This is a genomic window from Enterobacter huaxiensis, assembly GCF_003594935.2.
Lineage (GTDB): Bacteria > Pseudomonadota > Gammaproteobacteria > Enterobacterales > Enterobacteriaceae > Enterobacter > Enterobacter huaxiensis.
The window spans coordinates 215447-227300 of record NZ_CP043342.1; the positions used below are offsets into that span (position 1 = coordinate 215447).

Consider the following 11854-nt stretch of genomic DNA (forward strand, 5'->3'; position numbering starts at 1 on the left):
GTGACTCCTTAAGCCGTTTTCAGCTCGCCAACCGGACGGGCTGGCTCAACTGCTGGATAGTAGGGTTCGTTATGGCGCGCTTTGTTACGCAGACCTTCCGGCACGTCGTACAGCGGACCGAGGTGCTGATACTGCTGAGCCATATCGAGATAGCGGGCGCTGCCGAGCGTGTCCAGCCAGCGGAACGCACCGCCGTGGAACGGAGGGAAGCCGAGGCCGTACACCAGCGCCATGTCGGCTTCTGCCGGGCTGGCGATAATGCCTTCTTCAAGGCAACGCACCACTTCGTTGATCATCGGGATCATCATGCGGGCGATGATCTCATCGTCGGTGAAGTCGCGTTTCGGCTGGCTGACGTCTGACAGCAGGCCATCCACAGCCGCATCTTCTTCTTTCTTCGGTTTGCCTTTGCTGTCTTCTTTGTAGCGCCAGAAGCCCAGACCGTTTTTCTGCCCGAAGCGGTTCGCGTCGAACAGGGCGTCAATCGCGTCGCGATAATCTCTCTGCATGCGCTGTGGGAAGCCCGCCGCCATCACCGCCTGAGCGTGGTGTGCGGTGTCGATACCGACAACGTCGAGCAGATACGCCGGGCCCATCGGCCAGCCGAACTGTTTTTCCATCACTTTGTCGACTTTGCGGAAATCCGCTCCGTCGCGAAGCAGCTGGCTGAAGCCGGCGAAGTAAGGGAACAGCACGCGGTTGACGAAGAAGCCCGGGCAGTCGTTCACCACGATCGGCGTTTTGCCCATCTTGCTGGCCCACGCCACCACTTTGGCGATAGTTTCGTCAGAGGTCTTTTCCCCACGAATCACTTCGACCAGCGGCATACGGTGTACCGGGTTGAAGAAGTGCATGCCGCAGAAGTTTTCCGGGCGCTTCAGGACGCTTGCCAGCTCGCCAATCGGAATGGTGGAGGTGTTAGAGGCCAGCACGGTTTCCGGACGAACTTTATCTTCCGTTTCGGCCAGCACCGCTTTTTTGACTTTCGGATTTTCCACGACCGCTTCAACCACCACGTCTACACGGTCAAACCCGCTGTATTCGAGCGTTGGCTGAATGGTGGAGATCACGCCGGAGAGTTTCAGACCGTCAATTTTGCCGCGCTCCAGCTGTTTATTCAGCAGCTTGGCGGCTTCGGTCATGCCCAGCGTCAGGGATTTCTCATTGATGTCTTTCATGACCACCGGCACGCCTTTCCAGGCCGACTGGTAAGCGATACCTCCACCCATTATGCCTGCGCCGAGCACAGCCGCATGTTTTGGCGTTTCGACGTTTTTGGTCAGCTGTTTGGCTTTGCCTTTAACGAACTGATCGTTAAGGAAGATGCCAACCAGCGCGCGGGCTTCATTGGTGTGCGCCAGCGGGACAAAGCTCTGGTTTTCGAGCTTCAGGGCTTCATCACGGCCCAGGCGAGCCGCGGCTTCAATGGTTTTCACCGCCGTGATTGGCGCCGGGTAGTGTTTGCCCGCCGTCTGCATCACCATGCCTTTAGCGATGGTGAAGCTCATGGTGGCTTCAATTTTGCTGAGCTTTAACGGCTCCAGCTTTGGCTGGCGTTTGGCTTTCCAGTCGAGATCGCCATTGATCGCCTGACGCAGGATGGCGATAGCGCCTTCAATCAGCTTCTCTGGCTTAACAACGCCGTCTACCAGACCGATTTTTTGTGCCTGGTCAGCGCCCACATCTTTACCTGCAGCAATGATTTCCAGGGCGCTATCGGCACCCAGCATGCGCGGCATACGCACGGAGCCGCCAAAGCCCGGCATGATGCCCAGCTTCGTTTCCGGCAGGCCAATACGCAGATCCGGCGTCGCCAGACGATAGTCGGTAGCAAGCACGCACTCGCACCCGCCGCCCAGCGCATAGCCGTTCACGGCGGAGATCGTTGGGACAGGCAAATCTTCCAGGCGGTTGAAAACGCTGTTGGCAAAGTGCAGCCACTGGCTCAGCTGTTCTTCAGGGACCATGAACAGCGAGAGGAATTCGGTAATATCAGCACCGACAATAAAGGCTGCTTTGTTCGAACGCAGCAGCAGCCCTTTCAGTTCAGATTGCTTTTCAAGTACATCCAGCGCCTGGCCAAGGCTGGCCACCGTCGCGGTATCGAGCTTGTTCACTGAGCCGGGGGCATCGAACACCAGTTCGGCAATGCCATCTTCCAGCCAGTTGAGGTACAGGGTGTCGCCTTTGTAGAGCATGTCAGTCTCCTGAATCCAGCAAGTGGATCTGGTCATACCAGATGAGACGGAGTGTGGAATTTATGTTAATAAAATGCAAATTACTCATTAAAAAATTGCTGCACTGATCACGGTCGGCGGAAATCACGCAGCCGGAGTGAGGTGTGCTAAGATGCGGGAACTTGAGGTCAAAAAAACGAAAGGAAGAATGATGGATTCACTGGCTTCGCTTTATAAAAATCATATCGTTACCCTACAGGAACGTACCCGCGATGTCCTGGCGCGCTTCAAGCTGGATGCACTGCTGATCCACTCAGGCGAGCTGATGAACACGTTTCTTGATGACCATGCCTATCCGTTCAAGGTCAACCCGCAGTTTAAAGCCTGGGTGCCGGTCACGCAGGTTCCAAATTGCTGGCTGCTGGTGGACGGCGTGAACAAGCCGAAACTGTGGTTCTACCTGCCGGTGGATTACTGGCACAACGTGGAACCGCTGCCGACCTCTTTCTGGACCGAAGAAATTGATGTGATTGCCCTGCCAAAAGCGGACGGCATTGGCAGCCAGCTGCCTGCGGCGCGCGGCAACATCGGCTATATCGGCCCTGTACCGGAGCGGGCGCTGGGTCTGGATATTGCAGCCGATAAACTCAACCCGAAAGGGGTGCTGGATTATCTGCATTACTACCGCGCGTATAAGACTGATTACGAACTTTACTGCATGCGCGAAGCGCAAAAAACGGCGGTTAATGGCCACCGTGCGGCGCATGAAGCGTTCCAGTCCGGTATGAGCGAGTTCGATATCAACCAGGCCTACCTGACGGCAACTGGCCATCGTGATACCGACGTGCCTTACAGCAACATTGTAGCGCTCAACGAGCATGCGTCGGTTCTGCACTACACCAAACTGGATCACCAGGTTCCGTCCGAGATGCGCAGCTTCCTGCTGGATGCGGGGGCTGAGTACAACGGCTATGCGGCGGATCTGACTCGTACCTGGGCGGCCAATTCGGATACTGACTTTGCGCAGCTGATTAAAGACGTCAACGATGAACAGCTGGCGCTTATCGGCACCATGAAGGCGGGAACCAGCTATGTGGATTATCACATTCAGTTCCATCAGCGCATCGCCAAACTGCTGCGCAAGCATCAGATTGTAAAAGACATGAGCGAAGAGGCGATGGTCGAAAACGATCTGACCGGGCCGTTTATGCCGCACGGTATCGGCCATCCGCTGGGCCTGCAGGTTCATGATGTTGCGGGCTTTATGCAGGATGACACCGGTACGCACCTGGCGGCACCGTCTAAATATCCTTACCTGCGCTGCACCCGTATTCTTCAGCCGCGCATGGTGCTGACCATTGAACCGGGGATCTACTTTATCGAATCCCTGCTGGCACCGTGGCGCGAAGGTCAGTTCAGCAAGCACTTCAACTGGGAAAAAATTGACGCGCTTAAGCCGTTTGGCGGTATTCGTATCGAAGATAACGTGGTTATCCATGAAAACGGTACTGAGAATATGACGCGAGACCTGAAGCTGGCCTGATGGATAGCTGGCTGATACCGGCTGAACCGGTCACCTTTGTTGAGGAAATCAAGAAAAGCCGTTTTATCACGCTGTTGGCACATACCGATGGCGTGGAGGCGGCAAAGGCGTTTGTTGAGTTCGTGCGCGCTGAGCATCCCGATGCCCGTCACCACTGTGTGGCCTGGGTAGCGGGGCCGCCTGACGATTCGCAGCAGCTGGGGTTTTCTGATGATGGTGAACCGGCGGGCACGGCCGGTAAACCTATGCTCTCCCAGCTTATGGGCAGCGGTGTGGGTGAAATCACCGCCGTAGTGGTTCGCTACTACGGCGGCATTTTATTGGGCACGGGTGGGCTGGTGAAAGCCTACGGGGGCGGTGTGCAGCAGGCACTTAATCTGCTGACGACAACCCGCAAAACGCCGCTGACCGAATATACTCTGTTATGCGATTACGCTCAGCTCTCGGGCATCGAATCACTGCTCAAACAATTTAACGGCGTGATTGCGCACAGTGATTACCAGGCGATGGTGCAATTACGCGTGGCGCTTCCACAGGCGGAACTGACTGCTTTTTCAGCAAAGCTGGCTGATTTTAGTCGCGGTTCGTTGCAATTGCTGCCGATTGAAGAATAATCCCCACCTCACTTTTTGAATACCAAAGGAAGCGGCAGAATGCATTTTCGTGCCATTACCCGAATCGTTGGACTGCTGGTCATACTCTTTTCCGGGACGATGATTCTCCCTGGACTGGTGGCACTTATCTACCGGGACGGTGCGGGACGCGCGTTTACCCAAACCTTCTTTGTTGCGCTGGCTATTGGTTCGCTGCTGTGGTGGCCAAACCGTCGTGAAAAAGGTGAGCTGAAATCTCGCGAAGGGTTTCTGATCGTTGTGCTGTTCTGGACGGTGCTGGGAAGCGTCGGTTCGTTGCCTTTTATCTTCTCTGAGCAGCCCAATCTGAGCATAACGGATGCCTTCTTCGAATCCTTCTCGGGTTTAACAACCACCGGGGCGACAACGCTGGTGGGACTGGATTCCCTTCCGCATGCCATACTCTTTTATCGTCAGATGCTGCAGTGGTTCGGCGGTATGGGGATCATCGTCCTGGCGGTCGCTATTCTGCCGATTCTCGGCGTCGGGGGGATGCAGCTCTACCGTGCTGAAATGCCAGGCCCGCTGAAAGACAATAAGATGCGCCCGCGTATTGCTGAGACGGCAAAAACGCTGTGGCTTATCTATGTATTACTGACGGTGGCCTGCGCGCTGGCGCTATGGTTTGCCGGGATGCCTGCTTTTGACGCCATCGGACACAGTTTTGCGACCATCGCCATCGGCGGGTTCTCAACGCACGATGCCAGCGTGGGCTACTTCGACAGCCCAACGATTAACACTATTATTGCTATCTTCCTGCTGATCTCTGGGTGTAACTACGGTCTACACTTCTCTTTACTAAGCGGACGCAGCCTGAAGGTGTACTGGCGTGACCCGGAATTCCGCATGTTTATTGGCGTCCAGCTGACGCTTGTGATCATCTGCACCCTGGTCTTGTGGTTCCATGATGTCTACAGTTCGGCCGTGACGACGCTAAACCAGGCCTTCTTCCAGGTGGTGTCGATGGCGACTACCGCTGGGTTTACGACGGACAGCATTGCGCGCTGGCCGCTGTTCCTGCCCGTACTGCTCCTCTGTTCTGCCTTTATCGGGGGCTGTGCCGGGTCAACGGGCGGGGGGCTGAAGGTGATCCGTATTCTGCTGCTGTTTAAGCAGGGAAACCGCGAGCTTAAACGCCTGGTGCACCCGAACGCTGTTTACAGCATCAAACTGGGAAACCGTGCCCTGCCGGAACGTATTCTGGAAGCGGTGTGGGGTTTCTTCTCTGCCTATGCGCTGGTGTTTATCGTCAGCATGCTGGCGATTATCGCGACGGGGGTGGATGATTTCTCCGCCTTTGCTTCCGTCGTGGCAACCCTGAACAACCTTGGGCCTGGGCTGGGCGTCGTAGCAGATAACTTTGCCAGCATGAACCCGGTTGCGAAATGGATCCTCATCGCAAACATGCTGTTTGGTCGTCTTGAGGTCTTTACGCTGCTGGTTCTGTTTACCCCAACATTCTGGCGCGAGTAAGGAGTCGTCGGTGAAAACACTTATTCTTTTCTCTACGCGAGACGGGCAAACGCGTGAAATTGCCTCTTACCTGGCGTCTGAATTAAAAGAGCTGGGCATCTACTCAGATGTTGTGAACCTGAACCGTGCGGAGCAAATCTCCTGGCAGGATTACGATCGGGTGGTGATTGGCGCATCTATTCGTTACGGCCATTTCCATCCGGCGCTGGATCGCTTTGTGAAAAAGCATACGGCGGTACTTAGCACGTTGCCGGGCGCGTTCTATTCAGTAAACCTGGTTGCCCGTAAAGCAGAGAAGCGGTCGCCGCAGACCAATAGCTACACGCGTAAGTTTTTACTGAGTTCGCCCTGGCAGCCAGAGCTGTGTGCGGTCTTTGCCGGCGCGCTTCGCTATCCACGCTATCGCTGGTACGACCGCTTTATGATCCGTCTTATTATGAAGATGACCGGTGGTGAAACGGATACCCGTAAAGAAGTGGTTTATACCGATTGGTCGCAGGTGGCCAGTTTTGCGCGGGAAATCGCACATTTAACGGGCGATTCGCGGCTTAAATAGGCATGAAGTTTGAAAAGTGAGCGAACAAAAAGTTTTTTGTATTTTATGCTTGTCACTTCAGAATAACTCCCTATAATGCGCCTCCACTGACACGGAACAACGGCTTACAGGCCGCCGGGTTAGCGGGGTTCAGAGATGAACGTCAGCAGAGAAAAGCGAAAATAAAGCTTGACTCTGTAGCGGGGAAGCGTAATATGCACACCCCGCGCCGCTGAGAAAAAGCGAAGCGGCACTGCTCTTTAACAATTTATCAGACAATCTGTGTGGGCACTCAAAGTGACATGGATTCTTAATGTCTTCGGACAATAAATGAATACCAAGTCTCTGAGTGAACATACGTAATTCATTACGAAGTTTAATTCACGAGCATCAAACTTAAATTGAAGAGTTTGATCATGGCTCAGATTGAACGCTGGCGGCAGGCCTAACACATGCAAGTCGAGCGGTAGCACAGGGAGCTTGCTCCTGGGTGACGAGCGGCGGACGGGTGAGTAATGTCTGGGAAACTGCCTGATGGAGGGGGATAACTACTGGAAACGGTAGCTAATACCGCATAACGTCGCAAGACCAAAGAGGGGGACCTTCGGGCCTCTTGCCATCAGATGTGCCCAGATGGGATTAGCTAGTAGGTGGGGTAACGGCTCACCTAGGCGACGATCCCTAGCTGGTCTGAGAGGATGACCAGCCACACTGGAACTGAGACACGGTCCAGACTCCTACGGGAGGCAGCAGTGGGGAATATTGCACAATGGGCGCAAGCCTGATGCAGCCATGCCGCGTGTATGAAGAAGGCCTTCGGGTTGTAAAGTACTTTCAGCGGGGAGGAAGGCGATAAGGTTAATAACCTTGTCGATTGACGTTACCCGCAGAAGAAGCACCGGCTAACTCCGTGCCAGCAGCCGCGGTAATACGGAGGGTGCAAGCGTTAATCGGAATTACTGGGCGTAAAGCGCACGCAGGCGGTCTGTCAAGTCGGATGTGAAATCCCCGGGCTCAACCTGGGAACTGCATTCGAAACTGGCAGGCTAGAGTCTTGTAGAGGGGGGTAGAATTCCAGGTGTAGCGGTGAAATGCGTAGAGATCTGGAGGAATACCGGTGGCGAAGGCGGCCCCCTGGACAAAGACTGACGCTCAGGTGCGAAAGCGTGGGGAGCAAACAGGATTAGATACCCTGGTAGTCCACGCCGTAAACGATGTCGACTTGGAGGTTGTTCCCTTGAGGAGTGGCTTCCGGAGCTAACGCGTTAAGTCGACCGCCTGGGGAGTACGGCCGCAAGGTTAAAACTCAAATGAATTGACGGGGGCCCGCACAAGCGGTGGAGCATGTGGTTTAATTCGATGCAACGCGAAGAACCTTACCTACTCTTGACATCCAGAGAACTTAGCAGAGATGCTTTGGTGCCTTCGGGAACTCTGAGACAGGTGCTGCATGGCTGTCGTCAGCTCGTGTTGTGAAATGTTGGGTTAAGTCCCGCAACGAGCGCAACCCTTATCCTTTGTTGCCAGCGGTTCGGCCGGGAACTCAAAGGAGACTGCCAGTGATAAACTGGAGGAAGGTGGGGATGACGTCAAGTCATCATGGCCCTTACGAGTAGGGCTACACACGTGCTACAATGGCGCATACAAAGAGAAGCGACCTCGCGAGAGCAAGCGGACCTCATAAAGTGCGTCGTAGTCCGGATTGGAGTCTGCAACTCGACTCCATGAAGTCGGAATCGCTAGTAATCGTAGATCAGAATGCTACGGTGAATACGTTCCCGGGCCTTGTACACACCGCCCGTCACACCATGGGAGTGGGTTGCAAAAGAAGTAGGTAGCTTAACCTTCGGGAGGGCGCTTACCACTTTGTGATTCATGACTGGGGTGAAGTCGTAACAAGGTAACCGTAGGGGAACCTGCGGTTGGATCACCTCCTTACCTTAAAGAACCTGCCTTTGTAGTGTCCACACAGATTGTCTGATGAAAAAATAGCAGTAAAAATCTCTGCAGGCTTGTAGCTCAGGTGGTTAGAGCGCACCCCTGATAAGGGTGAGGTCGGTGGTTCAAGTCCACTCAGGCCTACCAAACTCCTTTTAAAGGATGAGCGGTACAGAGATTAGCATTTTGCGATGGGGTTATAGCTCAGCTGGGAGAGCGCCTGCCTTGCACGCAGGAGGTCTGCGGTTCGATCCCGCATAGCTCCACCATCCTTTTACTGCGAAATACAAGAAAACTTCAGAGTGAACCTGAAAAGGTGCACTGCGAAGTTTTGCTCTTTAAAAATCTGGATCAAGCTGAAAATTGAAACGACACACCTTTAAGGGTGTGTTCGAGTCTCTCAAATTTTCGCAAGTCGATGATGTGTCGAAAGAGACATCTTCGGGTTGTGAGGTTAAGCGACTAAGCGTACACGGTGGATGCCCTGGCAGTCAGAGGCGATGAAGGACGTGCTAATCTGCGATAAGCGCCGGCGAGGTGATATGAACCTTTGACCCGGCGATTTCCGAATGGGGAAACCCAGTGTGTTCCGACACACTATCGTTAAGTGAATACATAGCTTAACGAAGCGAACCGGGGGAACTGAAACATCTAAGTACCCCGAGGAAAAGAAATCAACCGAGATTCCCCCAGTAGCGGCGAGCGAACGGGGAGCAGCCCAGAGTCTGAATCAGCTTGTGTGTTAGTGGAAGCGTCTGGAAAGTCGCACGGTACAGGGTGATAGTCCCGTACACGAAAGCACACATGCTGTGAACTCGAAGAGTAGGGCGGGACACGTGGTATCCTGTCTGAATATGGGGGGACCATCCTCCAAGGCTAAATACTCCTGACTGACCGATAGTGAACCAGTACCGTGAGGGAAAGGCGAAAAGAACCCCGGCGAGGGGAGTGAAAAAGAACCTGAAACCGTGTACGTACAAGCAGTGGGAGCCTACTTGTTAGGTGACTGCGTACCTTTTGTATAATGGGTCAGCGACTTATATTCTGTAGCAAGGTTAACCGTATAGGGGAGCCGAAGGGAAACCGAGTCTTAACTGGGCGTTAAGTTGCAGGGTATAGACCCGAAACCCGGTGATCTAGCCATGGGCAGGTTGAAGGTTGGGTAACACTAACTGGAGGACCGAACCGACTAATGTTGAAAAATTAGCGGATGACTTGTGGCTGGGGGTGAAAGGCCAATCAAACCGGGAGATAGCTGGTTCTCCCCGAAAGCTATTTAGGTAGCGCCTCGTGAACTCATCTTCGGGGGTAGAGCACTGTTTCGGCTAGGGGGCCATCCCGGCTTACCAACCCGATGCAAACTACGAATACCGAAGAATGTTATCACGGGAGACACACGGCGGGTGCTAACGTCCGTCGTGAAGAGGGAAACAACCCAGACCGCCAGCTAAGGTCCCAAAGTCATGGTTAAGTGGGAAACGATGTGGGAAGGCACAGACAGCCAGGATGTTGGCTTAGAAGCAGCCATCATTTAAAGAAAGCGTAATAGCTCACTGGTCGAGTCGGCCTGCGCGGAAGATGTAACGGGGCTAAACCATGCACCGAAGCTGCGGCAGCGACGCTTATGCGTTGTTGGGTAGGGGAGCGTTCTGTAAGCCGTTGAAGGTGTCCTGTGAGGGGTGCTGGAGGTATCAGAAGTGCGAATGCTGACATAAGTAACGATAATGCGGGTGAAAAGCCCGCACGCCGGAAGACCAAGGGTTCCTGTCCAACGTTAATCGGGGCAGGGTGAGTCGACCCCTAAGGCGAGGCCGAAAGGCGTAGTCGATGGGAAACAGGTTAATATTCCTGTACTTGGTGTTACTGCGAAGGGGGGACGGAGAAGGCTATGTTAGCCGGGCGACGGTTGTCCCGGTTTAAGCATGTAGGCGGGAGTTTTAGGTAAATCCGGAACTCTTCTAACGCTGAGGTGTGATGACGAGGCACTACGGTGCTGAAGTAACAAATGCCCTGCTTCCAGGAAAAGCCTCTAAGCATCAGGTAACATCAAATCGTACCCCAAACCGACACAGGTGGTCAGGTAGAGAATACCAAGGCGCTTGAGAGAACTCGGGTGAAGGAACTAGGCAAAATGGTGCCGTAACTTCGGGAGAAGGCACGCTGATGTGTAGGTGAAGTCCCTGCGGATGGAGCTGAAATCAGTCGAAGATACCAGCTGGCTGCAACTGTTTATTAAAAACACAGCACTGTGCAAACACGAAAGTGGACGTATACGGTGTGACGCCTGCCCGGTGCCGGAAGGTTAATTGATGGGGTTAGCGGCAACGCGAAGCTCTTGATCGAAGCCCCGGTAAACGGCGGCCGTAACTATAACGGTCCTAAGGTAGCGAAATTCCTTGTCGGGTAAGTTCCGACCTGCACGAATGGCGTAATGATGGCCAGGCTGTCTCCACCCGAGACTCAGTGAAATTGAACTCGCTGTGAAGATGCAGTGTACCCGCGGCAAGACGGAAAGACCCCGTGAACCTTTACTATAGCTTGACACTGAACACTGGTCCTTGATGTGTAGGATAGGTGGGAGGCTTTGAAGCGTGGACGCCAGTCTGCGTGGAGCCAACCTTGAAATACCACCCTTTAATGGCTGGTGTTCTAACGTAGACCCGTGATCCGGGTTGCGGACAGTGTCTGGTGGGTAGTTTGACTGGGGCGGTCTCCTCCCAAAGAGTAACGGAGGAGCACGAAGGTTAGCTAATCCTGGTCGGACATCAGGAGGTTAGTGCAATGGCATAAGCTAGCTTGACTGCGAGAGTGACGGCTCGAGCAGGTGCGAAAGCAGGTCATAGTGATCCGGTGGTTCTGAATGGAAGGGCCATCGCTCAACGGATAAAAGGTACTCCGGGGATAACAGGCTGATACCGCCCAAGAGTTCATATCGACGGCGGTGTTTGGCACCTCGATGTCGGCTCATCACATCCTGGGGCTGAAGTAGGTCCCAAGGGTATGGCTGTTCGCCATTTAAAGTGGTACGCGAGCTGGGTTTAGAACGTCGTGAGACAGTTCGGTCCCTATCTGCCGTGGGCGCTGGAGAATTGAGGGGGGCTGCTCCTAGTACGAGAGGACCGGAGTGGACGCATCACTGGTGTTCGGGTTGTCATGCCAATGGCATTGCCCGGTAGCTAAATGCGGAAAAGATAAGTGCTGAAAGCATCTAAGCACGAAACTTGCCCCGAGATGAGTTCTCCCTGACCCTTTAAGGGTCCTGAAGGAACGTTGAAGACTACGACGTTGATAGGTCGGGTGTGTAAGCGCAGCGATGCGTTGAGCTAACCGATACTAATGAACCGTGAGGCTTAACCTTACAACGCCGAAGCTGTTTCGGCGAAGAGACAGACAATCAAATTTCAGCCTTGATACAGATTTAACAGAATTTGCCTGGCGGCTTTAGCGCGGTGGTCCCACCTGACCCCATGCCGAACTCAGAAGTGAAACGCCGTAGCGCCGATGGTAGTGTGGGGTCTCCCCATGTGAGAGTAGGGAACTGCCAGGCATCAAATAA

At 54.0% G+C, this 11854-nt stretch carries 5 protein-coding genes, 2 tRNA genes and 3 rRNA genes; 9 read left to right on the plus strand and 1 reads right to left on the minus strand.

Features of this window, described 5'->3' with window-relative positions; all coding sequences use genetic code 11:
• Nucleotides 1-8: 8 nt before the first annotated feature.
• Nucleotides 9-2198 (minus strand): fatty acid oxidation complex subunit alpha FadB, encoded by a 2190-nt coding sequence (gene fadB, locus D5067_RS01055; RefSeq protein ID WP_119936292.1) that lies wholly within the window; start codon nucleotides 2196-2198, stop codon nucleotides 9-11.
• Nucleotides 2199-2388: 190 nt separating this feature from the next.
• Between fadB and pepQ the strand changes: the two genes are divergently transcribed.
• From pepQ to rrf, 9 genes are all read left to right on the plus strand, one after another.
• Complete coding sequence (pepQ, locus tag D5067_RS01060) at nucleotides 2389-3720, plus strand: Xaa-Pro dipeptidase (protein ID WP_119936290.1); 1332 nt, start codon at nucleotides 2389-2391, stop codon at nucleotides 3718-3720.
• Complete coding sequence (locus D5067_RS01065) at nucleotides 3720-4334, plus strand: IMPACT family protein (protein WP_119936289.1); 615 nt, start codon at nucleotides 3720-3722, stop codon at nucleotides 4332-4334. The genes pepQ and D5067_RS01065 overlap by 1 nt, the downstream gene beginning before the upstream one ends.
• 39 nt (nucleotides 4335-4373) lie before the next feature.
• The gene (gene trkH / locus D5067_RS01070) at nucleotides 4374-5825 is read left to right on the plus strand and encodes a Trk system potassium transporter TrkH (RefSeq protein WP_119936288.1); all 1452 of its coding nucleotides are present in this window, start codon (nucleotides 4374-4376) and stop codon (nucleotides 5823-5825) included.
• 10 nt (nucleotides 5826-5835) lie between these two features.
• Nucleotides 5836-6381 carry a menaquinone-dependent protoporphyrinogen IX dehydrogenase gene (gene hemG / locus D5067_RS01075; protein ID WP_119936287.1) on the plus strand — a complete coding sequence of 182 codons (546 nt, stop codon included), beginning with the start codon at nucleotides 5836-5838 and terminating at the stop codon, nucleotides 6379-6381.
• Nucleotides 6382-6758: 377 nt separating this feature from the next.
• Nucleotides 6759-8298, plus strand: a 16S ribosomal RNA gene (locus D5067_RS01080).
• A 70-nt stretch (nucleotides 8299-8368) separates the two neighbouring features.
• Nucleotides 8369-8445, plus strand: a tRNA-Ile gene (locus tag D5067_RS01085).
• A 46-nt stretch (nucleotides 8446-8491) separates the two neighbouring features.
• Nucleotides 8492-8567, plus strand: a tRNA-Ala gene (locus D5067_RS01090).
• A 183-nt stretch (nucleotides 8568-8750) separates the two neighbouring features.
• Nucleotides 8751-11656, plus strand: a 23S ribosomal RNA gene (locus D5067_RS01095).
• Between the two features lie 73 nt (nucleotides 11657-11729).
• A 5S ribosomal RNA gene (rrf, locus tag D5067_RS01100) occupies nucleotides 11730-11845 on the plus strand.
• The 16S, 23S and 5S rRNA genes sit together here with 2 tRNA genes alongside, the layout of an rRNA operon.
• The last annotated feature ends 9 nt before the right edge of the window (nucleotides 11846-11854 follow it).

Excerpts from the sequence above, each read along its gene's own strand:
- pepQ (WP_119936290.1), top strand. The coding sequence starts at position 2,389 with ATGGATTCACTGGCTTCGCTTTATAAAAATCATATCGTTACCCTACAG.
- trkH (WP_119936288.1), top strand. The coding sequence starts at position 4,374 with ATGCATTTTCGTGCCATTACCCGAATCGTTGGACTGCTGGTCATACTC.
- fadB (WP_119936292.1), bottom strand. The coding sequence starts at position 2,198 with ATGCTCTACAAAGGCGACACCCTGTACCTCAACTGGCTGGAAGATGGC.
- D5067_RS01065 (WP_119936289.1), top strand. The coding sequence starts at position 3,720 with ATGGATAGCTGGCTGATACCGGCTGAACCGGTCACCTTTGTTGAGGAA.